Here is a 22,612-nt window from a genome sequence, read left to right as displayed (position 1 = left end):
ATGGACGTACGCAAGCAGCTGCGCGGTGACATCACCGTCATCACGATGGACGGGCGGCTGGACAGCGAGACCGCGCCGCGCGTCCAGCAGGAGCTGCAGGCGCTGTTCCCCGATGAGGGCGTGGTCGTGCTCGACCTGAGCCGCACGAGCTACATGTCCAGCGCGGGGCTGCGGGTGCTGCTGCTGATCTACCGGCAGGCGCAGCACAGCGCCGCCCGGCTGGCGCTGACCGGGCTGCCGCCCGACGTGCGCGAGATCATGGACGCCACCGGGTTCCTCGGCTTCTTCACCGTGGTGGGGTCGATCGAGGAAGGCGTGGAGGCGTTGTCCGTATGACGGTGCTCGAGCCGATAGACGCCTACCCGACGCAGCGGATCGCCGGGTTCCCCGTCCGCGCCGGACGGTCACTGCCGTTCGGCGCGACGCGGGTGCCCACCAACGGAAACAACACAGGCATCAACTTCTCCGTGTTCTCCAACCACGCCACCGCCATGACGCTCGTGCTCTACAAGGACGGCGCGGACGAGCCGATGGCCGAGCTGCCCTTCCCCGAGTCGTTCAAGATCGGCGGCGTGTGGTCGATGACCGTCTTCGGCCTCGACCCCGAGAGCCTCGAGTACGGCTACCGCGCCGACGGCCCCGGGCCGCCCTTCCACCCGGCCAACGTGCTCGCCGACCCCTACGCCAGGCTGACCACCGGATGCGGCGAGCACCGCCACCGCTCCCGGGTGCCGCTGGACGACTTCGACTGGGAGGACGACCGGCCGCCCCGCATCCGGCACGAGGACCTGGTGATCTACGAGCTGCACGTGCGCGGCTTCACCGCCGGGGCGGACGTGTCGGCGCCGGGCACCTACGCGGGCCTGGTGGAGAAGATCCCCTACCTGGTCGAGCTCGGCGTCAACTGCGTCGAGCTCATGCCGGTGTTCGAGTTCGACGAGACCGACAACATCAACACCGGGCAGAACTACTGGGGCTACAGCCCGCTCGGCTTCTTCTCGCCCAAGGCCTCCTACGCGGCCACCGGGCGCCACCACATGCAGGTCGACGAGTTCAAGCACCTGGTCAAGGAGCTGCACAAGGCCGGCATCGAGGTGCTGCTCGACGTGGTGTTCAACCACACAGGCGAGGGCGACGAGCGCGGCCCGTCGATCAGCTTCAAGGGCCTGGACAACTCCACCTACTACATGCTCACGCCCGACGGGCACCACTACAACTTCAGCGGCACCGGCAACACGCTCAACTGCAACCACCCGGTGGTGCGCGGCTTCGTGCTCGACTGCCTGCGCTACTGGGCATCGGAGTTCCACGTCGACGGGTTCCGCTTCGACCTGGCCGCCATCCTGGGCCGGGGCCGGGGCGGGGAACTGCTGCACAACCCGCCGTTGCTGGAGTCGCTGGCCTACGACCCGGTGCTGCGCGACTGCAAGCTCATCGCCGAGGCCTGGGACGCGGCCGGCCTCTACCAGGTGGGCGCCTTCCCCGACTACTGCCGCTGGTCGGAGTGGAACGGCCGTTACCGCGACACCGTCCGCCGCTTCGTCAAGGGCGACCTCGGCGTCACCGGCGAACTGGCCACCCGCATGCTCGGCTCACCCGACATGTACGCCCGCCGCGGCACCTCGGCCACCGTCAACTTCGTCACCTGCCACGACGGCTTCACGCTGCGCGACCTGGTCTCCTACGACCACAAGCACAACGAGGCCAACGGCGAGCACAACCGCGACGGCGACAGCGACAACCACTCGTGGAACTGCGGCCACGAGGGCGAGACCGACGACCCCGCCGTGCTGGCCACCCGCGCCCGCCAGGTGCGCAACGCCCTGCTCATCCTGCTGTCCAGCTGGGGCGTCCCGATGATCCTCGCCGGCGACGAGGCGGGACGCACCCAGCACGGCAACAACAACGCCTATTGCCACGACGGCCCGCTGACCTGGTTCGACTGGGACCTGGCCGCCGCCAACGCCCCCCTGATCCGCTTCGTACGGCGGGCCATCGCCTTCCGCCGCGCCCACCCGGTCCTGCGCCGCGGCGCGCCCGGCGGCGTCAGCTGGCACGGCGTGCACGCCTGGGCCCCCGACTGGTCCCCGCACTGCCGCCTGCTCGCCGTGATGTTCGACGGCGGCGGGGACGACTGCGTCTACTTCGCCGCCAACACCCACTGGGAAGAGCACACGCTCGACCTGCCCGCACCACCCCGCGGCCTGGCCTGGCACCTGTTCGCCGACACCGGGGCCGCGCCGCCGATGGACGCGCACGAGCCCGGCGCCGAGCCGCCCCTGGCCGACCAGGGCCGGGTCGAGATCGGCCCGCGCAGCGTGCTCGTCCTGGTCACGCACGAAAGGGAACAGTCATGAGCTTCAACGTGAAGATGAACGTCGAGGGGGACACCGCCACGCTCCGCCTGATCGGCGAGCTCGACGGACGCTCGGCCCCCGAACTCAACGACCTGGTCGTCCAGGCCGTCGGCCAGCAGGTGGCCAAGCTGGTGCTGCTGCTCGACGAGCTGACCTACATGTCGTCGGCGGGGGTGCGCTGCCTGATCTTCGCCCATCAGAAGCTCCCGCGCGACTCGGAGATCACTCTGGTGGGCACCTCAGAGGAGGTCGCGGAGACCATCCGCATGACGGGTTTCGATCGCAGCATCGTGATGCAGTGATGCTCGCCTGCCGGCTCAGGGTTGACGGCGCGAACACCTCCCTGCCCGGGGTGGTGGCCGACTTCGTGGCGGCGCTGGCGGACGAGGCCGGGCTCACCTCCCGGCAGGCCTACTGGCTGCGGCTGGCCACCGACGAGATCACCACGAACATCGCGCACCACGGCTACGGCGGCCGCGGGGGAGTGGTGGACATCGCCGCCGAGATCGAACAGGACCGGCTCAGGGTCTGGATCGAGGACGACGCCCCGCCGTTCGATCCGACCCGGTACGACCCGGCTCCGCGGCTGGCCGTACCTCCCATGCACAGGGAGGAAGGCGGCTACGGGCTGATGCTGGCGATCGCCAAGGTCGACGAGTTCGGCTACGAGTTCGTCGGAGGGCGCAACAGGAACACGCTGATCATGCGGCGGGGAGGAACGGATGCCGAACGCCCTGGTGGTGGCTGAGCACGGAACCGAGAGGTCCGAGGCGCTAACGGAGCTGGACAGGGCGCTGCGCGAGGAGGGATTCGAGGTCCTGCACGCCACCCCGCTCGATCTCCCGCTGCGGCTGCGGCCCGACCTGCTCATGGTCTCGGCCTCCCTCGGGTTGCACCGGATGGCGCTGGTCAGCCAGCGCTTCCTGGCCGACGGCGCGGCGCCGACGGTCGTGGCCTTCCCCGAGGGCGACCTGGCCGAGCTGGAGGAGTGCGTGCGCGGCGGGTTCGACTACGTCACCAGGCCGTTCCTGCCGAGCCTGCTGCGCGGCCGGCTGAACTCCTGCTGGGAGCGCTGGCAGCTGAGCACGACCGTGGAGGAGATGGCCGAGCTGGCCAGCCTGCGCGAGTACGAGCGGGAGCTGAGCATCGCCCGCGAGATCCAGGCAGGATTCCTGCCCGAGTCGATGCCGTCGATGGACGGCTGGGAGATCGGCGCCCGCTTCCGCCCCGCCCGGCAGGTGGGCGGCGACTTCTACGACATCTTCACCATCGTCAACGGGCGGCGGCTGGCGTTCGTGGTGGCCGACGTGTGCGACAAGGGGGTCGGCGCGGCGCTGTTCATGGCGCTGATCAGGACCCTGCTGCGGCACACGGCCGAGCACACGGGGCTGGGGCAGATGGTCAGCGACGACCTGGCCGTCGCCGTCAACAACGGCTCCTCGAGCGAGGTGGTGCTGCCGCTGCTGTCGCTGGGGGCGGGCCCGCTCATCCAGGCGGTCGTAGGGACCAACCAGTACATGGCCCGCAACCACCTCAAGCAGGGCTACTTCGCCACCATGTTCTTCGGGGTGCTGGATCCGCAGTCCGGCGACCTGCTCTACATCAACGGGGGCCACAACCCGCCCGTGGTGCTGCGCGCCGACGGCGGCCAGTCGCTGCTGCCGCCCACGGGCCCGGCGGTCGGCATCCTGTCCGACAGCTCCTACACCCTCGGCCACGTCCACCTCGCCCCCGGCGACGCCCTGTTCACCTACACCGACGGCGTCGTGGAGGCCCGCAACACCGACCACGGCCTGTACGGCATGCCAAGACTGCGCGCCCTGCTGGACGGCCCGCCGCCGCACACCGAGACCCTCCTGGACTCGGTGGACGGATCGGTCCGCCACTTCGCGGGAACCGCCGAGCAGTCGGACGACATCACGACCCTCGCGCTCCGCCGCACCCCGAACCCGGCCCACCTGACCTTGTGACGGCAGGCCGGCGGTTGGCCGGCCTGCCGTACATCAGGAAGGTCAAGCGGCCAGAACGGAGACCACCTCCCAGCCGGAGGCCGGCTCGGCGGCGTGGAAGTTGGCGGCGAGCAGGGTCGCCTCGGAGGAGCGGCCCGCCAGCAGCAGCGCGTCGATCAGGCAGGCCGTCAGATGCGGAGAAAGCCACGGCGGGCCCGCCTCCATGCCGCCGCTGACCAGGGCCAGCGCCCGCCGCAGGTGGAAGACCGCGCGCTCGGAGCGCAGGCGCAGCTCCGCCATCGCCTGCGCCGCGTGCACGAACAGCGCCGTCTCGCGGTCGTCGCGGTCGACCGTGGCGGGCTCGGCCGTGCCCAGCCCGGTCAGCGCCATGATCCAGGACCGGTAGGCCAGGTAGAGCGGCTGCGGCCGGGTGACGCCGCCGGCCAGCGCGGCCCGCAGCAGGAAGTCGGCCGCGGCCTGCGGCTTGCCCAGCCCGCTCGCCAGCGCGAGCGCCCGCGCCAGCGCCAGGTGTGGCGTGGTCTCCACCGCTCCGGTGCCCAGGGAGTCCAGGAAGCGCAGGCACTCCAGCGGCCGCCCGCGCAGCAGGAGCAGGTGCGCCATCGGCACCGCGACCAGCTGCTCCTCCCCGCACCACGCGGCCGCCTTGCACAGCTCGAAGGCCCGGTCGAAGGCGCGGCCCCGCCAGGCGACCCAGGTCGCCTCCACCAGATGGCGCGTGCCCTGCCTGTGCGGCCTGGCCCGCCAGCGGGGCACCTGGCGCAGCTCCCAGCCGCCCGCGCCGCGCGTCAGCCGGTCCACCAGCCCGCGCCCCACCAGCAGGTCGTGCAGCAGGGCAGCGTTCCCCCTGGAGGCCGAGTGCAGCGCGGCCGCCGTGGCCTGCTTGACGTGGCCGCCGGCGATCTCCGACAGCAGCGCGGCCACCTCCTCCACCGTCAGCGGCTGCAGCACCAGCGTGCGCGCGCCCGGCTCGAAGCGCAGGCAGTCGGTCGGGTCGGGCCGCCGGTCGGGCGTGCCCGCCAGCGTCGTGGCCACGATCGCCGCGCCCCGGCGCCGGGCCAGTTCGCGCAGCGCCAGCAGGCTCGCGTGGTCGCACAGATGGGCGTCGTCCACCACGAGCAGCGCGTCGGGCCCGTCGCCCGCCCGGGCGGCGATGTCGGCCGCGGTGTCGGAGGAGTGAATACGGACGACCTGGTAGTGGGCCGCCTCAGGAGATTCGATCAGGCGTTCGACCAGGGAGGTTCGGCCGCTGCCTCGCTCCCCGGCGATCACGAACGGGCCGGTGACGGAGTCGCGGAGCGCGCGTCGAATCGTTTCGAGTAACTGGGTTCTGCCCACGAAATGCCACTCCACGGTGCCTCCAGCCGATTGTCCGTCGTTATGGAAGGGCGAATACATACTTTGGGACGCACGGCCACCGGTCAATGCGGATGTGACGCAATCGGTAATCGGAGGAAAATTCTGTGTTTCCGAGGGTTCCCCGGACCGTCAATGGACCTAGAATCAGGGCGGACTTGAACGGTACTTGTGCGTGCAGTTGGAGGTTAAGCGGGGGAGTCGGTGCCAGGCGACGAGTGGAGTCGACAGGAACTCGCGAGGTTCCTGAAGAGCAGGAGGGCCAGAGTGCGGCCCGACCAGGTGGGTTTCCCCGCCGGGTCGCGGCGTCGTACCCAGGGGTTACGGCGCGAGGAGGTGGCCGTCCTGGCGGGCCTGAGCCCGACCTGGTACACCTACCTCGAGCAGGGGCGCGACATCCACCCCTCGGTGCAGGTGCTCGACAGCCTGGCCCGCGTGCTCGACCTGACCGAGGACGAGCGCCGCTACATGCACACCCTGGCGCACGGCCAGGTCGCCAACCCGCAGCCGCTGGACGAGGTCGATCCGCCCGTGGGCATGATGTCGCGCCTGGTGTCGCTGATGGACGAGACCGACTATCCCGTCTACGCCACCGACGTCTACTGCGACCTGATCGCCTGGAACAACGCCAGCGCGGAATGGTATGACGACTGGAGCGCCTGGCCGCAGGAACAGCGCAACATGCTGCGCTGGATGCTGGTCTCGCCGGTGGCCAGGGAACGCCTGCCCGACTGGGAGAACGACACCCGCGACATCGTCGCCCGCTGGCGCTCGGAGGTCGCCAAATGGCCGCGCGACGAGCGCATGAAAGCGAAGATCGCGGAGTTCTCGAAAATCAGCCCGGTCTTCTCCAGGCTCTGGCGCGAGCATGACGTGCAGGAACACCGCACCCGCGTGCGCCGCTTCCACCATCCGACGCTCGGCATGCAGACGCTGCGCCTGGCGATGATGCTGTCGCCCGACGAACCCACGGTCGCCCTGGTGATCCATTATCCGAAATAATTCGGTAACACGGAAATTCCGGCGACCGGCATTCCGTCATCTGCTAATTGACAGCCTCTGCCGCTCACTGGATTTTGGTTTCTGTCACCAACCATCAATTGCAGCGCGCGAATTCGGCGCGAGGATGGGAATGGAACCATGACCTTCAACCAAGGCCGGGACCCCGTCGCCGTCGTCGGCGCCGCATGCCGCCTGCCGGGCGCGAGCAGCATCACCGAGTTATGGGACGTGCTGCGTGAGGGCCGCGACGTGGTCGGCACGATCCCCGCGGACAGGTTCGCGGACGAGTCCGAGCGCGGTCGCACGCCGGGCGTCCTGCGCGGCGCCGGCGGCTACCTGGACGACATCACCGGGTTCGACTCCCGGTACTTCGGGGTGTCCCCGTTCGAGGCGCTCAGGATGGACCCGCAGCAGCGCATCCTGATGGAGGCCGTCTGGGAGGCGCTGGCCGACGCCGGCATCCCCGCCGAGAGCCTGGCTGGCACCAGGACCGGCGTGTACACCAGCCTGCTGCCGTCCGGCTACTGGGACCTGCTGCGCCGCGCGGGGATGTACGACATGCACGCCGCGCTGGGCGCCGCCATCCCCGGCATCTTCCCCGGGCGCGTCTCGACCCGGCTGGACCTGCGCGGCCCCAGCATGGGCGTGGAGGCCGCGTGCGCCACCTCGCTGCTGGCCGTGCACGTGGCCTGCCGGGCGCTGTGGAACGGCGAGGCCGACCTGGCCATCGTGGGCGGCGCCAACCTGCAGATCGTGCCCGACCTCTACTTCGCGCTGGCCGACGCCGGCGTCCTGTCCAGCACCGGCCAGTGCCGCTTCGGCGACGTCTCCGGCGACGGCTACGTCCGCAGCGAGGGCGTGGCCGCGGTCATACTCAAGCCGCTGTCCAGGGCGCTGGCCGACGGCGACACCCCCTACGCGGTGATCCTCGGCAGCTCGGCCACCCACGACGGCCGCACCGGCGGCTCGATGGTGGCGCCCGGGCTGGAGGGCCACGAGGAGATGCTGCGCAGCGCCTACCTCGACGCCGGGGTCGCGCCGTGCGACGTGGACTACATCGAGGCGCACGGCCCCGGCACCCGCGCCGGCGACCCCACCGAGCTGACCGCGCTGGACATCGTGCTGCGCGAGGGCCGGCCCGAGGACCGGCGCTGCCTGGTCGGCTCGGTCAAGTCCAACCTGGGCCACACCGAGTTCAACGCAGGGCTGGCCGGGCTGCTCAAGACGTGCCTGGCCATCCGGCACCGGACCATCCCGGCGACGCTGCACGTGGACCAGCCCCACGAGATCCTCCGCCAGCCGTACACCGCGGTCGAGCTGGCGATGCTCACCCAGCCCTGGCCGCAGGACGAGCGGCCGGCGATCGCGGGCATCAGCTCCTTCGGCATGTCCGGCGCCAACATCCACCTGGTCCTGTCGGAGGCCCCGCGACCGGAGCCGCGCCTGCCCGCGCCCGCCAGGCCCTGCTACGTGCTGCCGGTGTCGGCGCGCGACCAGCGCGCGCTGCGCGAGCTGGCCGGCTCCTACGCCGACCTGCTCGACACCGGACCCGACCTGGAGGACCTCTGCCACACCGCCGGCGTCAGGACCACCAGGCACGAGCTCGGGATCGCCGCCGTGGGCGCCGACGCCGCCGAGCTGGCCGCCGCCCTGCGCCAGGCGGGCGAGGGCGGCTACGCCCGCAGGGAGCCCAAGGTCGTGTTCGTCTTCCCCGGCCAGGGCGCCCAGTGGACCGGCATGGGCCGCGACCTGCTCGACCGCCTGCCCGCCTTCGGTCAGCACCTCGAGAGCTGCGCGCGGGCCGTGCGGGCCGAGCTCGGCTGGTCGCCCGCCGAGCTGCTGCGCCAGGAGCGGCCGCTGGAGCACGTCGACCAGATCCAGCCGACGATCTGGGCGATGCAGGTCGCCCTGGCCGCCGTGTGGCGCGAGTGGGGTGTCGAACCCGACCTGCTCATCGGCCACAGCATGGGCGAGATCGCCGCCGCGGTCATCTCGGGCGCGCTCAGCGTCGCCGACGGCGCGGCCGTGGTCTGCCGCCGCAGCAGGGTGCTGCGCGAGTCGCACGCCCGCGGTGCCATGTGGGCGATCGGCCTCGGCGAGGAGGCCGCCCGCGAGGCGATCGGCGACCACGCGGACCTGGTCTGCGTCGGCGTCATCAACAGCTCCCACTCCACCGTGCTCAGCGGGGATGCCGCCGCCCTCGACGAGATCGTCGCGCCGCTGCTGGCCAGGGGCGTGTTCGGCAAACGGGTGCAGGTCGACTACGCCTCGCACGCGCCCCAGGTCGACCCGATGCGCGAGCCGCTGCTGCGGGAGCTGCGGGACCTGCGGCCCGAGGCGGGCACCGTCCCCATCCACTCCACGGCCTGGGACGCCCCGGTCAAGGGCGAGGAGATGGACGCCGGGTACTGGTTCGAGAACCTGCGGCTGCCTGTCCGGTTCGCCGCCGCGGCGAGGGCGGCGCTGACCCAGGAGCGGCCGACGGTGTTCGTCGAGATCAGCCCCCATCCGCTGCTGCGGCCCGCGCTGGAGGACGAGATCGAGGCCTCGGGCGCCCGCGGCGCGGTCGTGGCGTCGCTGGAGCGCGGGCGGCCCGAGACCGACGCGCTGCACGCCGCCCTGGGCCGCGCCTACGAGCTGGGCTGCCGACCCGACTGGGAACGCCTCTACCCGCAGGGCGGGCACCTCCCGCTGCCCGCCTACCCGTGGCAGCGCCGCCGCTTCTGGCCCGACCAGGCAGGGACCGTGCTGCCCCCCGAGCCGGCCGCCCCCGAGCAGCCTGCCAGGACCTACGACCTGGCGGGCATGCAGGACACCGAGGTCGCGGGCGTCGTGGCAGGGCTGGCGGCGCAGGTGCTCGCCGTTCCCGGGCACGACATCGGCGTGGACGTCCCGCTCACGCTGCTCGGGCTCGACTCGGTGCTGGCCACCCGCTTCAAGGATCGCCTCCATCGCGACCTGGGCGTCGAGGTGCCCGTCCGGCTGCTGCTCGGGCCGAGCACGCTGCTTGAGCTGGCCGCCCGGCTGCGCGCCGGCTAGAGCCGCACCTGGCTGGAATCGGGAGTGCCAGCATCAACCGTTTCTGGGGCGGAACCGGAGCGTGCCTCACCATGGAGCGCATGGTGACTGCCCTGCTCGGCGGTTTGCTCCTGGTCGCGGCATGGGTGAGCATGCTGCTCACCGTGTTCACCCCCAGGGGCAGGCCGTCGCGGCTGATCCGCGGCACCCTGCGCGCGTACGCCTCCACCATCGTCGCGCTGGCCGGCCGGCTGCCGCGCAGGATCCGCGAGCCGCTGCTCGACCTCAACGCGCCGCTGGCCATCTTCACCGTCGGCGCGCTGTGGCTGGGCGCCAGCCGTACCGGCTTCGCGCTGCTGTCGGAGACGCCGCTGCAGCGGATCGAGTGGCTGTCCACCGGGCTGCTGCTGGTGGCCATCGCCACCTACCTGCTGCGCTTCATGGAGGCGTACGGCAGGCGGGAGCGCCTGGTGGCCCGCCTGGCGGGCAGCGTGTGCCGGCCCCGCGACGCCGACGCGCTGCTGGCCGCCTTCCTCAGGACGGGTACCCGCGACCACCTCGACACGCTGTTCTCGGAGTGGACGGGCTGGATGACCGAGGTGGAGAGCACCCACGTCGCCCACCCCACGCTCACCTTCCGCCGGCCCTCGGGCGAGCTCGACTGGCTCAAGGCCGCCGTCATCGTGCTCGACGTGGCCGCCCTCACCGAGTCGCTCGCCCCCGCCTGGGCGCCCTTCCACACCCGGCCCCTGCTGGACACGGGCACGCGCTGCCTGCAGCGCCTGGCGCGGGAGCTGTGCATCAGGCTGCCGCCGATCACGGTCAGCCTGCAGGGCCGCGAGGAGCGCGACTTCTCCGACACCGTACGGCTGGCCGGCGAGGCGGGCCTGCCGACCGAACGCGACGCGCGCGCGGCCTGGGCCGTCTTCCAGGAACTGCGCACCGGCTACGCCCCGCACGCCTACGCCATCGAGTCCCGCCTGCACTACGACGTCGGGGAGGAAGACTGACGGTTCAGCTCGTGAGCCGGGCGCCCGCGGGCACCCCCGCGCCCACGGGCACGCTCAACCCCGGGTAGACCGTGACACCGGTCAGGCGCGCGCCCTCGTCGACCCGCACCTCGTGGCCGAGCGCGGTGAACCCGTCGATCACGGTGGGCCGCCGCAGCGAGGAGTCCACCTGCGCCATCATGCCCACGTGCGCGTCGCTGATCCGCGCCCCCGGCCCGATGATGGCCCCGTCCAGGCAGGCCACCCGCCGCAGCCGGCACCACGGATGCAGGTCCGCCTCGTCGCCGACGTAGCAGTCCTCGAGCACCACGCCGGGCCCGACCTCGACGTCCCGCCCGATCCACACGTTCGCCCCCACCTGGACCAGCCCGCCGGCCAGCTTGGCCGCCAGCGTCATCCCGCTGACCGCGTCGCGGCGCACCAGCGACGACTCGTGGATCACCGGCTTGCCGGGCAGGCCCAGGCTGGGGTAGCCGCCGCCCATCGCTTCTGCCATGGTCAGCAGGTAGTCGCGCGGGTTGCCCAGATCGCCGATCTTGCCGATGGGGGAGCTACGTACCTTGTGCCCCTGGGCCAGCAGCCAGGGCAGCAGGTCGCCGCCCCAGTCGAGCTGCCGCCTGGCCAGCGCCGCCAGCTCGGCCGTCGCGCCCAGCTCGCGCAGCCTGGCGCAGTCGATCAGGTAGAGCCCCGCGTTGATCGGCACGTTGGCAGGATCGACCGGCATGGCGGCCAGCGCGTCGGCCGGCGGCTTCTCCACGAACGCCCTGATCCAGCCCCCGCCGTCGATCTCCATCGTGCCGTAGGTGCCTGCCACCTGCTCGGCGCTCCTGGTGACGGTGGCCACCGTGACGACCGCCCCGCCGGTCAGGTGGTCGCGCACCAGCTCGGCCAGGTCGAACTCGAACAGCGAATCGGTGGGGAAGACCAGCGCGTGGCCGCGCAGGTCGTACTCCTCCAGGATGGCCAGCGTCGCCTGCCCCGAGCCGGTGTTGTGCCGGTCGGAACGCGGGCGCGAGTAGCGGATCGAGACGCCCAGCCGCTCGCCGTACCCGAGCGCCTCCTTGACCTGGTAGCGGTTCTCACGGCCGTTGGCCGCCACGTAGAACCGGGAGATCCCCTGATCGCGGAACGCGGCGATCTGCCATTCGATGAGCGGTCTGCCGAGAAAGGAGACGGCCGCCTTGCTGCGGATGTGACCCGGGCCTTCCAGCGTCAGCGGCCGGGCGCGAACCCCGCGACCGCCCGCCAGCGCGATGGCGACGAGAGCCTGCATGATTCCTTGGTATCAGCGCCGTCCCTGGCGCGGCGGAATCCGGCCCGCTCTCAGGCGGATTGCGTCAGGTCGGCTCGTCCCAGGTCCAGTGCGGCACCTCGCGCAGCGGGTGCAGCTCGTCGTCGGTGGTGGCCAGCGAGTTCTGCATCGCCACGTGCGAGCCGAACTCCACGTGCGAGCGCACCGCCTCGCGGAAGGCCTCGTCGCCGGGGAGCCCCGCCTCGTCGAAGGCCTCCAGGTACAGCTCGACGAAGCGTTGCCGCTGCTCGTCGGTGATCCGCAGGCCGCGGTGGGCGTTGATCAGGTAGGCGAAGCCGAGCCGCTCGGTGAACCGGCCGGGCCCGCCGAAGGACTCGGCGGTGAACCAGGTCAGGTGTTCGACGTGGTGCGGCCGCCGCTCGGGGAACAGCGGCTTGAGCAGCGGGTCGGCGAGGACCTTGGCGTAGAAGCCCTCTTCGACCCTGTGCAGCGCTTCGTCGCCACCGGCGTGCTCGTAGAGACTGACCATGTAATTGAGATTACAGATTTGTTGGCGGCCCTGCTGCGTTAAGTGCGGGTCCCCTCGCCGCTCAGGCCGTACTTATCGTGGCATCCCCCGGCGAAGGAGGAGACCGTGCGAGCAGCCGTGATCACACGACTGAACTCACCGTGGGAGTTCCAGCAGGTGGCCGACCCCGTAGCCGGACCTGGCCAGGTGGTCGTCCGCATCCACGCCTGCGGCATGTGCTTCAGCGACGTGCTGGTGCACCGCGGCCACTGGCCCGTCCAGCTGCCCATCGTCGCCGGCCACGAGCCGGTGGGCGAGGTCGTGCAGCTAGGCCCGGGCGTGACAACGCTGCGCGTCGGCGACAGGGTCGGCGTGTCGTGGATGCAGCGCGGCGAGGGGCGCTGCTTGCAGTGCCAGAGCGGGCGACCCGTCAGGTGCGAGCACACCCAGACCTGGATGGACCTCGGCGGCGGGTACGCCGACCTGATGCTGGCCTGGGAGACCGGTTGCACGCTGCTGCCGGAGGGCCTGTCCTACACCGACGCGGCCGTGGCCTTCTGCGCCGGCTTCACCTCCATGAGCGGGCTGCGCAACGCCGACCCCAAGCCGGGCGAGCGCGTGTGCGTGCTCGGCGTCGGCGGGCTCGGCCACATGGCCGTGCAGCTGGCCACCGCGATCGGCCTGGAGGTGGTGGTGCTCACCACCTCGCCCGACAAGGCCGACTACGCCAAGCAGCTGGGCGCCGTCGAGGGCATCGTGGCCGGCGACGACCCGGGCAAGGCTCTGGCGGAGGCGGGCGGCGCCGACATCATCCTGGCCACCACGACCTCGGCGGACCTGGTCGCCAAGGTGCTGTCAGGCCTGCGCTACGCCGGCCGGCTGGTCACCATGGGCGTCACGGGACCACTGAAGATCGACGACATGATGACGCTGCTGTTCAAGCAGTGCTCCATCAAGGGCAGCACCCACAACAACCGCTCCGACCTGGTCGAGGTGCTGACGCTGATGGCCTCGGGCAAGGTCAGGCCGGTCGTCGAGTCCTACGCGATGGACGAGGTCAACGAGGTGCTCAAACGCGTCGAGGCCGGACAGGTGCGCTACCGCGCTGTGCTGCAGAACGGCTGACCCATGGGCGAACCCGGAATCGTGGTCTCGAACAGGGAGCACCTGTGGTTCCTGCTCACCGAGGCCTCCCAGCTTGAGCACATGATCCTGTGCCAGTACCTGTTCGCCGAGTTCAGCCTCAAGGACGGCACCGCGGAGGGCCTGACCCAGGAGCAGGCGGACGCCGTCGGCCGCTGGCGGCAGGTGCTGCACGGCATCGCCGTGGAGGAGATGCTGCACATGGCGCTGGTCGCCAACCTCATGGCGGCCATCGGCGCGGCGCCCACCTTCGGCCGGCCCAACTTCCCGCAGCTGTCCGGCTACTTCCCCGCCGGCTTCCAGCTCGACCTGCTGCCCTTCGGCGAGCAGGCGCTGCGGCACTTCCTGTACCTGGAGCGGCCCGAGGGCATGCAGCTGCAGGACGCCGCCACGTTCGTGCCCGGCGCCCCGCCGCGCGAGCGGCTGGACCCCGGCGAGCTGATGCCCAGGGGCCAGGAGTACGCCACGATCGGCCATCTCTACCGCGGGCTCGAGGAGGGGATGAAGGACCTGACCTCCCGGCTGGGGGAGCGGGCCGTCTTCCTCGGATCGCCGCGCGCCCAGGCCACCCCCGAGCTGTTCCGCTGGCCCCAGCTGATCGCCGTGACCGGGCTGGACTCTGCGCTCGCCGCGATCGACACGATCATCGAGCAGGGCGAGGGCTCGCGCGGCGACTGGCGGACGGCACACTACGGCCGTTTCCTGGCGATGTGGGAGGAGTACGGCGAGCTACGCCGCCGTGACCCGTCCTTCGAACCCGCCCGCCCCGCTCTGGCCGCCTACCTCAGCCAGCCGTTCGACCTCGCCGAGCCCAGGCCGCTGCTCACCGACCCGGTCGCGCGCCGGGTGGCCGAGCTGGCGACGGTCGCCTACGAGCTGGTGCTGCACACCCTGACCCGCTTCTTCACCCACACCGACGAGACAACCGAGCAGCTCGGCCTGCTGGTCGGGATCGCGATCGGGCTGATGGCCGCCGCGGTCAGGCCGCTGGGCACCGCGCTGACCACACTCCCGGCCGGTCCCGGGCACGCGGGCCGTACTGCCGGATTCGCCTTCGAGATGTACTACGCGATGAGCAACTTCGTGCCGTGGCGCGAGCCGTCGTGGGCGCTGCTGCACGAGCGGATGCAGGTCCTGGCCCAGCGGTGCGCCGAGGCGGAGCGGGCCGGCGGCGCGCCCGCGGCCGTCACGGCCGCCGGGCAGGTCGCAACCCGCTTCGCCGAGCAACTGCGGGCGCACGTGCCACCGGCGCTGCTCCCCCTTTCGTAAGGAGTCATGATGAGTGTCGGAACAGCCGGCCCGGCGACCAGCGCGGACTTCACGCTGGAGGACCTGGACGGCCGATGGCGCAGCCCGGAACCCGCCGAGGTCTTCCCCGGCATCTACGGGATCGACGATTTCTGGCTGCACAGCCCGTTCTGGGCCATCCACTTCAACAGCTACAAGGACGCGGACTGCACCCAGCGGCTGTTCGAGCTGATCATCACCGGGTTCTGGGAGCTGCTCGCCCCCAGCACTGCCACCCAGGGAGCCCGCGACGCGAACTTCTCCCGGACCAAGGTGTGCCTGCGGCTGTTCGACGCCGACGTGATCGCCTCGGCCCCCGGCACCTGGACGCCGGGGGAGTGGAAGGACGTCTCGCACGGCGGCTGCCCGTCGATCGACCTGCCCGGCGTGGACGACTGCCCGCTGGAGTACGACCTGCTCGGCATGTCCGGCGACCGGCTCTACTTCGGGCAGCGCCACCACGACGAGCAGGGCTCGATCTGGACCCGCCGCGCACCCGGCCTGCTCAGCTACTACGTCACCCCCTTCGACGGCTCGGGGCCCGGCGCCGGACACGGCGCCGAGTGGGGCCCGGCCGAGTGGACCCACATCACCAGCACCTACGCACTCAGCCCACGCCCCGAAGGGAGCCAGCCGTGACCACCACCACCCAGGCCGCGGTCGTCGAATCACCGGGAGCGCCCTTCACGCTCCAGGACGTCGAGCTCGACTCGCCCCGCCAGGGCGAGATCCTCGTCCGCATGCAGGCCGCAGGCATCTGCCACACCGACCTGACCGTTGCCGCGGGCCTCATCCCGTTCCCGCTGCCCGGCGTGCTCGGCCACGAGGGCGCCGGCATCGTCGAGGAGGTCGGCCCCGGGGTCACCAAGGTCAAGCCGGGTGACCACGTGGTCCTCACCTTCACCTCCTGCGGCGACTGCCCCTCGTGCCGGGTCGGGCACCCGGCCTACTGCACGACGTGGATCCCGACCAACCTCATCGGCGGCAAGCGCGCCGACGGCAGCTCGCCGATCAGCCAGAACGGCAAGCAGCTCGGCGGCAGGTTCTTCGGCCAGTCGTCCTTCGCCCGCCACTCCATCGCCGACCAGCGCAGCGTGGTCAAGGTCCCCGACGACCTGCCCTTCGAGCTGCTGGCCCCGCTGGCCTGCAGCGTGCAGACCGGCACCGGCGCCGTCTGGAACACGCTGCGGCCCGAGCCCGGCACCTCGATCGCCGTCATCGGCACCGGCGCCGTCGGCCTGGCCGCGATCATGGGGGCGGCGCTCACCCCGGTCAGCGAGATCATCGCCGTCGGCCGCAACCCCGCCCAGCTGGAGCTGGCCGCCAAGCTCGGCGCCACCCACACCGTCGACACCACCCAGGGCGACCTGGCCACGGCGCTGCGCGAGATCACCGGTGGCGCCGGGGTCGACCACGTCGTCGAGGCCGTGGGCAACCCCGACGTGCTGCGGGCCGGGATCGAGGCGCTGGCGCCGCGCGGGTCCGTCGCGGTCGTCGGGGCACCGCCGTACGGGGTGGAGGTCTCCATCGACGTGCACCGGCTGCTGCCGGGGCGCCGGATCCTGGGCGTGTGCGAGGGCGACAGCGACCCCGACAGGCTGATCGCGCTGCTCGCCCGGCTCATCCGCGCGGGGCGGCTGTCGATGGAGCCGCTCATCAAGGAGTACCCCTTCGCCGACATCCAGGCCGCCGCCGAGGACTTCAGGGCCGGCCGGAACATCAAGACGATCCTGCGTTTCGAATCGGAGAGCCAGGCATGAACTTCTTCGAGCTAGGCGACTTCCAGCTCACCTCGGGCGCCACGCTTCCCGCCGCCCGTCTCGCCTACCAGAGCTTCGGCGAGCTGAACGCGGCCAGGGACAACGCCGTGGTGTTCCCCACCTTCCTCGGCGCGCCGCCCGAGGTGCTCAACGGCTGGATCGGCGAGGGCCGCGCCCTCGACCCGCGCAAGTACCTGATCGTGCTGCCCGGCCACTTCGGGCTCGCGCCCTCCTCCGCCCCCAGCAACAGCGGCGGCGCCGGCTTCCCCGCCGTGTCCATCGCCGACGACGTGATCGCGCAGCGGCGGCTGATGTCGGAGGTCTTCGGCGTCGACCAGATCCACCTGGTGCTCGGCTGGTCGATCGGCGCCATCCAGGTCTACGAGTGGGCGCTGCGCTTCGGCGACACGGTGCGGCGCATCGCGCCGATCGCCGGCGCGCCGACCCCGCCGCCGTGGACCAAGCTCTGGCTGCGGACGGTGATCGAGGAGCCGCTCGAGTCCGACCCCGAGTACAAGGACGGCCGGTACGGCGACGCCGCAGCGGTCGCCGGCGGCCTCAAGCGCGTGGCCCACGGCTCGGCGCTGACCGCGCCGCCGCGCACGTTCTTCCACGAGGGCGCCGAGGTGTGGCCCACGCTCGGTTTCGACAGCGTGGACGCCTTCGTCGCCGGGTTCTGGGAGGGCTTCTGGCTCCCGCAGGACCCCAACGACGTGCTCGTGCAGGCGCGCAAGGCGCGGGCCTCCTGGCCGGGCGCGGCGGGCGAGTCGCTGGAGACGGTGCTCGGGCGCGTCACCGCCAAGACGACGGTGGCCGCGCTCACCGGCGACAACCTCTTCCCGCCCGCGGAGTCCAGGCGCTTCGCCGAGATGATCCCCGGGGCCGAGTTCCGCCAGATCGACAGCGTCTTCGGCCACCTGGCCACGTTCGGGCTCAGCGCCGACGACGTCAAGGCCATCGACGACGTGATCACGCACGCCCTGGAGAGCTAGCGTGTCCGAGACGGAGTTCGTGAGGTTCCTGCGGGAGGTCGGCTCGAGCCCGCCGCGGCTCGACGATTACGCCGCGATGAGCCTGCCCCGGCTGCTCTTCCACGCCCGCAACGAGGGTTACGACTTCACCGCCGAGGAGGCCGCCCGGGTGATCGGGCGGCTGGAGGTGGCCGTCGTCACCGAGCAGGACAACGAGCCCTTCGACGGCAGCAGCACCCTGTGGCAGGCGATGTGGGGCAGCCGCTACCTCGACTACCTGGTCAAGGACGTCGCCTCCCGGTTCACCGACGAGGAGCTGGTCTCATGAGCGCGCTCGGGTACCTGCGATTTCTGGCCACCCAGCCGGAGCTGGTGGACAAGCTCAAGGACAGGTCCAAGGACGAGGTGATCGCCGCCGCGGCCCAGGCCGGGCACCCGTTCACCGCCGAGGAGTTCAACACGGTCGTCTGGGACATGGAGGACCGGCTGGCCCGCCACCGCGGCGAGCCGTTCGACGAGGTGTTCCCGCTCTGGCAGCTGCTGTGGGGCCGCTACTACCTCGAGTTCCTGGTGTTCGACCTCGTGCCCAGCCTCGAAGAGACAGGACTGCTGGAGAGACCATGACGAGAAACGCCTTGTACATCGGGCGCGAATGGAGCGTCGACCACAACAGGCGCGCCAAGGTGAGCGACGCCGAGCTCAGGTACGCCGTGCTCGGCGAGGGCGAGCCGATCCTGTGCATCCACGGCACCAGCATCGCCGACAGCCTGATCACGCCGCTGAAGTTCTACCCGCCGCTGCTCGAGGGCTACCAGCTCATCAGCTACTACCGGGCCGGCTACAACGGCAGCACGCTGGACAAGGACGCCCTCAGCATCGAGGAGGGCGCCGAGCACGTCCGCGAGCTGCTCGACCACCTCGGCCTGGAGAAGGCGCACATCATGGCCTTCTCCTTCGGCGGGGTGATCGCCTTCCAGTTCCTGCTGTCTCACCCCGAGCGGGCGCACAGCGCGATCCTGCTCGAGCCGTACCTGCCGCGCGAGGACCCCAACGCGGTCCAGGCCAACATCGACGCCTTCATGGGCGCGATGAAGGTCTACGAGACAGGCGACAAGCTGGGCGCCGCGCAGCGCTACATGGAGTCGGTCTGCGGCCCCAGCTTCCTGCCGGCCGTGGAGATGACGGGCCCGCTTGACGTGTGGGACCGGGTCGAGGCCTGCGTCGACACGACGTTCACCGTCGACTTCCCGGCCATCTCGCAGTGGGGCTTCAAGATGTCGGAGGCCGACAGGTTCGGTCCCAAGCCCACCATGCCGCTCCTGGCGGTCATGGGCCTGGACAGCGAGTCGGCGATGCCCGGCTTCCGCGAGACGCAGCGCTTCCTCATGGACTGGCTGCCGCAGGCCGAGCGGTGCGGCATCCCCAACGCCACGCACGGGCTGCAGAGCATGAACCCGGTGGCGGTCGGAGAGGCGGCGCTCAGCTTCCTGCGCCGCCACCCGATGGACGGCTGAAAACCCCGCTCACAAGAAAGGGGGCCCCGCCCGGGGCCCCCTTTCCCTTGCGGTCACGGCAGCGCGATCGACTGCTGGTGACGGAAGACGTTGCGCGGGTCGTAGGCCGCCTTGACCCGCTGGAGCCTGGGGTAGTTGTCCTTGTAGTACAGCGTGTACCAGGGCACGCCCGACCTGTTGAACGCCGGGTCGGTGATGTCGGGGTCCGGGTTGTTGATGTAGCAGCCGTCGGCCTGGTCGCCGGGCACGGGATAGCCGCCGGTCGCCGACCACACCGAGCCGTACAGGTCGCGCAGCCAGCCGATGTTGGCCGCGTCCGCCGCCGGATCCTGCCACTGCGTCTCGAACAGCGTCCAGTAGGAGCACGACCGGTGCGCCAGCGCCGTCTGGGTGGAGGAGACCGCGTTGATCGTCCCGCCGCTGAAGCCCGCCAGCGTGACCGCGCCGGCCGGGTTGCTGAAGTCCGTGCGGTTCAGCGCGTCGTACATCGCCCCCGCCTGCGCGGCCGTGTACGGCTTGCGCATGTAGGCCGACTTGGACGAGCCGCGCAGCGTCGGGTTGATGAACGAGGGGATGCTGGCCGCGATCAGCTTGACCGCGTGCAGCCACGGCAGCTTGACCGCCGGCTGCGCGGCCACGATCGCGTCCACGCCGAGACCTTCGGTGAGCGCGCCCAGGTAGCCCGACAGCAGTTGCTGCGCGCCTGAGGCGGTGGCGTCGACCTGGGTGAGCAGGAAGACGTTCTGCGCCGACCTGTGCGCCAGCGAGGCGACGCCCGACAGCGCCCTGGCCGGGTCCGCGGGCGCGGCGTGCTGCTCGTACCAGGACCCCCAGTTGGCCACCAGGGCGGTGAACTTGGTCCTGTCCAGCGCGCTCCACGGGATGCCGACGGCGCTGAGCAGCACGTCCTTGGGCGGGCTGACCAGCTGCTTGCCGCCGAGGCCCGCCGTACGGAACCAGAACCTGGTGACGATGCCGAAGTTGCCCCCGCCTCCGCCCGCGCACGCCCACCACAGCTCGTGGTTCGGGTCGGCCGGGTCGCGGCTCGCGACGACGGCGCGCGCGGTGCCCGTGCGGTCGACCACGACGACCTCGACCGCGTCCAGGTGGTCGATCACGGCGCCGAGCTGCCGCGACAGGAAGCCGTAGCCGCCGCCGGTGGCGTGCCCGCCGATGCCGACCGTGGGGCACATCCCGCCGGGGATCGTCACGCCCCACTTCTTGTACAGCGCGTCGTAGGCGGCCGACAGGCGGCAGCCGCCCTCGACGGCGTAGGCGTTGCGCAGCGGGTCGAAGTAGACGTTGTTCAGCCCCGACAGGTCGATGACGACCTTGACGTCGGGGTTGAACACGAACGGCGCCAGGCAGTGGCCGCCGGACACCACCGAGATCCGCTTACCGGCGGTCACCGCCTCCTGGACGGCCCGCACCACCTGGTCGGTGGAGCTCACCAGCCGCACGTAGTCGGGCGCGCCCACCCAGCGCTGGTTGTATCCGACGGTCAGCTCCTGGTAGCGGGGATCGGCGGGGTAGACGGTCACGGGACCGGTCGTGGGGCAGGCGGCCGTCTCGGCCGCGGCCGGGCCCGAGTTCACGGCCGCCTGCACCGCGGACTGGATCGCCGCGGCGCCCGCGGTGGCCGCCACCCCGCCCAATAACCCTCGCCTCGAAACCTCGCTCATGAGGCGCTCCTCTCCTGCTGGAGTCTGGGAATTCCATGATTTCCAACCCGCCCGTGGAAGGCCTGGCCCAGCTAACGGAGTCTGCGACCAGTCCGTTTGTGAAATCGATTCCCCATTTCTGGCACAAACGGGACGTGAGCCTCACGAGCAACTCACGCTCTTCCTTGACCAGGACGCCTCTCGGCTCCACAATGTGGAGAAATCGTTTTCTCGGACGGAGGTGCCGGGACAATGAAGACCACCCCTCTCCTGTTAGCAGCCCTGCTCGTGGCCGTGGCCGGTGTGCTGCCCGCCCAGGCCACGACCGCGCGGTCGCCCGCCGTCGTGGTGGCCAAGATGAGCGGCCCCGACTCGGTCAGCGCGACCGACGCGAACTGGAAGATCAACGCCGCCGACCTGGGCATCATGTGGGACAACGGCGCCGGCGAGGTCCTGACCGCGTTCGGCGACACCTTCGGTGACGGCTGGAGCCCGCCGGGCGCCAACGGCGGCGACTGGCGCAGCCAGACCCTGCTGCGCAGCGACGACCACGACCTCACCGACGGCATGTCGTTCACCAGCGCGGCCACCGACGCGCCCGGCCATGCCAAGCAGCTCATCCCCAGCCAGAAGGTCGACGGCGTGGAGATCACCGTCATCCCGACCGCCGGGGTCTCGGTGGGTTCGCGGCAGTACCTGGCCTACATGTCGGTGCGTCACTGGGGGCCGCCGGGCCAGTGGGACACCAACTACGCCGGCATCACCTACTCCGACGGCAACGGCCAGAACTGGACCACCGCCGGCGGGCCGCGCTGGGACAACCCCGCCGGCGACGACCACTTCCAGATGGCCGCGCTGGTGCGCCGCGGCGGCTACGTCTACCTGTACGGCACGCCCAACGGCCGCAACGGCGCCGCCTACCTGGCCAGGGTCCCCGAGGGCTCGGTGCTGGACAAGAACGCCTACAGCTACTGGACGGGCAGCTCCTGGCAGGCAGGCGCCGACACGCTGGCCGCACCCGTGGTCGCGGCGCCGGTGGCGGAGCTGTCGGTGCAGTACAACGCCTACACCGGCAGGTGGCTGATGACCTACCTGCAGGGCAGCGACATCATCCTGCGCTCGGCGCCCGCGCCCACCGGCCCGTGGAGCTCGCCCGGTGTGGTCGCCAGTTCCGCGGACTATCCGGGGCTGTACGGCGGCTTCATGCATCCCTGGTCGTCCGGCTCGTCGCTGTACCTGGCGATGTCGGAGTGGACGCCGTACAACGTCTACCTGATCCGGATCACCCTGAACCGCGACGCCACCATCGCCAACCCCAACCTGGTGCAGGACCCCAGCTTCGAACGCCAGACGGCAGGCACGGTGTCGCCGCCGTGGGGCTGCTACGGCAACTGCGGGATCGACCACGCCACCTGGGCCTTCACCGCCGACCGCAACGGCTTCGTCCGGTACAACAGCGGCTGGCACGACCTGCACCAGGTGGTCCAGGTCGCGCAGAACACCGACTACAGGCTGACCGGCTGGCTGCGGACCTCGGGCAACAACGACAACGGCTTCTTCGGCGTGCGCAACCCAGGCGGCCTGCCGTTCAACGAGGTCAACTTCCACGCGGTGGGCCGCTGGACCCGCTTCACCGTGGACTTCAACAGCGGGAACCGGAGCTCTGTCGAGGTGTTCGCGGGGATCTGGACCGACAACGGAGACATGTGGCTGCAGGCCGACGACTTCGCCGTCGTACGGCGCTGAGAGCCGAAGACGATTCGGTAACGCCCCCTTGACCCTGCCCCGGGTCAGGAGTAGGACGTC

Annotated in this window: 21 protein-coding genes; 17 read left to right on the top strand and 4 right to left on the bottom strand. The window is 71.1% G+C overall.

The window, feature by feature from the left end; all coding sequences use genetic code 11:
• Genes KIK09_RS14400 through KIK09_RS14380 form a run of 5 tightly spaced genes read left to right on the top strand, consistent with a single transcriptional unit; the run spans position 1 to position 4,327 of the window.
• Positions 1-336 (top strand): STAS domain-containing protein, encoded by a 336-nt coding sequence (locus KIK09_RS14400; RefSeq protein WP_214319703.1) that lies wholly within the window; start codon positions 1-3, stop codon positions 334-336.
• The gene (locus KIK09_RS14395) at positions 333-2,357 is read left to right on the top strand and encodes a glycogen debranching protein (RefSeq protein ID WP_214319702.1); all 2,025 of its coding nucleotides are present in this window, start codon (positions 333-335) and stop codon (positions 2,355-2,357) included. The genes KIK09_RS14400 and KIK09_RS14395 overlap by 4 nt, the downstream gene beginning before the upstream one ends.
• Entirely contained in the window at positions 2,354-2,659 is a 306-nt protein-coding gene (locus KIK09_RS14390) for an anti-sigma factor antagonist (RefSeq protein ID WP_214319701.1), read from the top strand. The genes KIK09_RS14395 and KIK09_RS14390 overlap by 4 nt, the downstream gene beginning before the upstream one ends.
• Complete coding sequence (locus KIK09_RS14385; RefSeq protein ID WP_250573274.1) at positions 2,659-3,105, top strand: ATP-binding protein; 447 nt, start codon at positions 2,659-2,661, stop codon at positions 3,103-3,105. Before KIK09_RS14390 ends, KIK09_RS14385 begins: the two co-directional genes overlap by 1 nt.
• Positions 3,080-4,327: a PP2C family protein-serine/threonine phosphatase gene (locus tag KIK09_RS14380; protein ID WP_214319699.1), complete on the top strand. Its 1,248-nt coding sequence runs from the start codon at positions 3,080-3,082 to the stop codon at positions 4,325-4,327. Before KIK09_RS14385 ends, KIK09_RS14380 begins: the two co-directional genes overlap by 26 nt.
• Positions 4,328-4,369: 42 nt before the next feature.
• Here KIK09_RS14380 and KIK09_RS14375 read toward each other — a convergent pair whose 3' ends face one another.
• Positions 4,370-5,662, bottom strand: coding sequence for an ATP-binding protein (locus KIK09_RS14375; protein WP_214319698.1), 1,293 nt, complete (start codon positions 5,660-5,662; stop codon positions 4,370-4,372).
• Between the two features lie 222 nt (positions 5,663-5,884).
• On the opposite strand from KIK09_RS14375, the gene KIK09_RS60000 reads away from it, so the two are divergent.
• The 3 genes from KIK09_RS60000 to KIK09_RS14360 all read left to right on the top strand — a co-directional run bounded on the left by KIK09_RS60000 (position 5,885) and on the right by KIK09_RS14360 (position 10,710).
• Complete coding sequence (locus KIK09_RS60000) at positions 5,885-6,682, top strand: helix-turn-helix transcriptional regulator (protein ID WP_308164088.1); 798 nt, start codon at positions 5,885-5,887, stop codon at positions 6,680-6,682.
• A gap of 138 nt (positions 6,683-6,820) precedes the next feature.
• The gene (locus tag KIK09_RS14365) at positions 6,821-9,721 is read left to right on the top strand and encodes a type I polyketide synthase (RefSeq protein ID WP_214319696.1); all 2,901 of its coding nucleotides are present in this window, start codon (positions 6,821-6,823) and stop codon (positions 9,719-9,721) included.
• A gap of 80 nt (positions 9,722-9,801) precedes the next feature.
• Positions 9,802-10,710: a hypothetical protein gene (locus tag KIK09_RS14360; protein WP_214319695.1), complete on the top strand. Its 909-nt coding sequence runs from the start codon at positions 9,802-9,804 to the stop codon at positions 10,708-10,710.
• 4 nt (positions 10,711-10,714) lie between these two features.
• Here the strand turns inward: KIK09_RS14360 and KIK09_RS14355 are convergent, their stop codons facing one another.
• Positions 10,715-11,983: a nucleotidyltransferase family protein gene (locus KIK09_RS14355; protein WP_214319694.1), complete on the bottom strand. Its 1,269-nt coding sequence runs from the start codon at positions 11,981-11,983 to the stop codon at positions 10,715-10,717.
• A gap of 64 nt (positions 11,984-12,047) precedes the next feature.
• Positions 12,048-12,491: a group II truncated hemoglobin gene (locus tag KIK09_RS14350; RefSeq protein WP_214319693.1), complete on the bottom strand. Its 444-nt coding sequence runs from the start codon at positions 12,489-12,491 to the stop codon at positions 12,048-12,050.
• Positions 12,492-12,596: 105 nt separating this feature from the next.
• Between KIK09_RS14350 and KIK09_RS14345 the strand changes: the two genes are divergently transcribed.
• Genes KIK09_RS14345 through KIK09_RS14310 form a run of 8 tightly spaced genes read left to right on the top strand, consistent with a single transcriptional unit; the run spans position 12,597 to position 19,145 of the window.
• On the top strand, positions 12,597-13,595 hold the full coding sequence (locus KIK09_RS14345) for an alcohol dehydrogenase catalytic domain-containing protein (RefSeq protein ID WP_214319692.1): 999 nt from the start codon (positions 12,597-12,599) through the stop codon (positions 13,593-13,595).
• 3 nt (positions 13,596-13,598) lie between these two features.
• Entirely contained in the window at positions 13,599-14,882 is a 1,284-nt protein-coding gene (locus KIK09_RS14340) for a ferritin-like domain-containing protein (protein ID WP_214319691.1), read from the top strand.
• 9 nt (positions 14,883-14,891) lie between these two features.
• Complete coding sequence (locus tag KIK09_RS14335) at positions 14,892-15,539, top strand: hypothetical protein (RefSeq protein ID WP_214319690.1); 648 nt, start codon at positions 14,892-14,894, stop codon at positions 15,537-15,539.
• Positions 15,536-16,660, top strand: coding sequence for an NAD(P)-dependent alcohol dehydrogenase (locus KIK09_RS59995; protein WP_214319689.1), 1,125 nt, complete (start codon positions 15,536-15,538; stop codon positions 16,658-16,660). The genes KIK09_RS14335 and KIK09_RS59995 overlap by 4 nt, the downstream gene beginning before the upstream one ends.
• Positions 16,657-17,652: an alpha/beta fold hydrolase gene (locus KIK09_RS14325; protein WP_214319688.1), complete on the top strand. Its 996-nt coding sequence runs from the start codon at positions 16,657-16,659 to the stop codon at positions 17,650-17,652. Before KIK09_RS59995 ends, KIK09_RS14325 begins: the two co-directional genes overlap by 4 nt.
• Before the next feature lies 1 nt (position 17,653).
• A complete protein-coding gene (locus KIK09_RS14320; RefSeq protein ID WP_214319687.1) occupies positions 17,654-17,959 on the top strand; it encodes a Nif11-like leader peptide family natural product precursor in 306 nt (101 codons plus the stop codon).
• On the top strand, positions 17,956-18,255 hold the full coding sequence (locus KIK09_RS14315) for a Nif11-like leader peptide family natural product precursor (protein WP_214319686.1): 300 nt from the start codon (positions 17,956-17,958) through the stop codon (positions 18,253-18,255). The genes KIK09_RS14320 and KIK09_RS14315 overlap by 4 nt, the downstream gene beginning before the upstream one ends.
• Positions 18,252-19,145 (top strand): alpha/beta fold hydrolase, encoded by an 894-nt coding sequence (locus KIK09_RS14310; RefSeq protein ID WP_214319685.1) that lies wholly within the window; start codon positions 18,252-18,254, stop codon positions 19,143-19,145. The genes KIK09_RS14315 and KIK09_RS14310 overlap by 4 nt, the downstream gene beginning before the upstream one ends.
• A 53-nt stretch (positions 19,146-19,198) precedes the next feature.
• Here the strand turns inward: KIK09_RS14310 and KIK09_RS14305 are convergent, their stop codons facing one another.
• Positions 19,199-20,827, bottom strand: coding sequence for an FAD-binding oxidoreductase (locus KIK09_RS14305; protein ID WP_214319684.1), 1,629 nt, complete (start codon positions 20,825-20,827; stop codon positions 19,199-19,201).
• Between the two features lie 231 nt (positions 20,828-21,058).
• Here KIK09_RS14305 and KIK09_RS14300 point away from each other — a divergent pair, with 231 nt between their 5' ends.
• Positions 21,059-22,552, top strand: coding sequence for a glycoside hydrolase family 183 protein (locus KIK09_RS14300; RefSeq protein WP_214319683.1), 1,494 nt, complete (start codon positions 21,059-21,061; stop codon positions 22,550-22,552).
• Positions 22,553-22,612: the final 60 nt, after the last annotated feature.

Origin of the sequence: Nonomuraea sediminis, from assembly GCF_018531495.1 — a bacterium.
GTDB classification, from domain to species: domain Bacteria; phylum Actinomycetota; class Actinomycetes; order Streptosporangiales; family Streptosporangiaceae; genus Nonomuraea; species Nonomuraea sediminis.
Note: the sequence above shows the minus strand (reverse complement) of the source record. Positions and strands in the feature narration are given on the sequence as shown.

What these genes read in the sequence shown, in the direction of transcription:
- KIK09_RS14400 (WP_214319703.1), top strand. Translation starts at nt 1, where the DNA reads ATGGACGTACGCAAGCAGCTGCGCGGTGACATCACCGTCATCACGATG.
- KIK09_RS14395 (WP_214319702.1), top strand. Translation starts at nt 333, where the DNA reads ATGACGGTGCTCGAGCCGATAGACGCCTACCCGACGCAGCGGATCGCC.
- KIK09_RS14390 (WP_214319701.1), top strand. Translation starts at nt 2,354, where the DNA reads ATGAGCTTCAACGTGAAGATGAACGTCGAGGGGGACACCGCCACGCTC.
- KIK09_RS14385 (WP_250573274.1), top strand. Translation starts at nt 2,659, where the DNA reads ATGCTCGCCTGCCGGCTCAGGGTTGACGGCGCGAACACCTCCCTGCCC.
- KIK09_RS14380 (WP_214319699.1), top strand. Translation starts at nt 3,080, where the DNA reads ATGCCGAACGCCCTGGTGGTGGCTGAGCACGGAACCGAGAGGTCCGAG.
- KIK09_RS14365 (WP_214319696.1), top strand. Translation starts at nt 6,821, where the DNA reads ATGACCTTCAACCAAGGCCGGGACCCCGTCGCCGTCGTCGGCGCCGCA.
- KIK09_RS14360 (WP_214319695.1), top strand. Translation starts at nt 9,802, where the DNA reads ATGGTGACTGCCCTGCTCGGCGGTTTGCTCCTGGTCGCGGCATGGGTG.
- KIK09_RS14355 (WP_214319694.1), bottom strand. Translation starts at nt 11,983, where the DNA reads ATGCAGGCTCTCGTCGCCATCGCGCTGGCGGGCGGTCGCGGGGTTCGC.
- KIK09_RS14350 (WP_214319693.1), bottom strand. Translation starts at nt 12,491, where the DNA reads ATGGTCAGTCTCTACGAGCACGCCGGTGGCGACGAAGCGCTGCACAGG.
- KIK09_RS14340 (WP_214319691.1), top strand. Translation starts at nt 13,599, where the DNA reads ATGGGCGAACCCGGAATCGTGGTCTCGAACAGGGAGCACCTGTGGTTC.
- KIK09_RS14335 (WP_214319690.1), top strand. Translation starts at nt 14,892, where the DNA reads ATGAGTGTCGGAACAGCCGGCCCGGCGACCAGCGCGGACTTCACGCTG.
- KIK09_RS14325 (WP_214319688.1), top strand. Translation starts at nt 16,657, where the DNA reads ATGAACTTCTTCGAGCTAGGCGACTTCCAGCTCACCTCGGGCGCCACG.
- KIK09_RS14315 (WP_214319686.1), top strand. Translation starts at nt 17,956, where the DNA reads ATGAGCGCGCTCGGGTACCTGCGATTTCTGGCCACCCAGCCGGAGCTG.
- KIK09_RS14310 (WP_214319685.1), top strand. Translation starts at nt 18,252, where the DNA reads ATGACGAGAAACGCCTTGTACATCGGGCGCGAATGGAGCGTCGACCAC.
- KIK09_RS14305 (WP_214319684.1), bottom strand. Translation starts at nt 20,827, where the DNA reads ATGAGCGAGGTTTCGAGGCGAGGGTTATTGGGCGGGGTGGCGGCCACC.
- KIK09_RS14300 (WP_214319683.1), top strand. Translation starts at nt 21,059, where the DNA reads ATGAAGACCACCCCTCTCCTGTTAGCAGCCCTGCTCGTGGCCGTGGCC.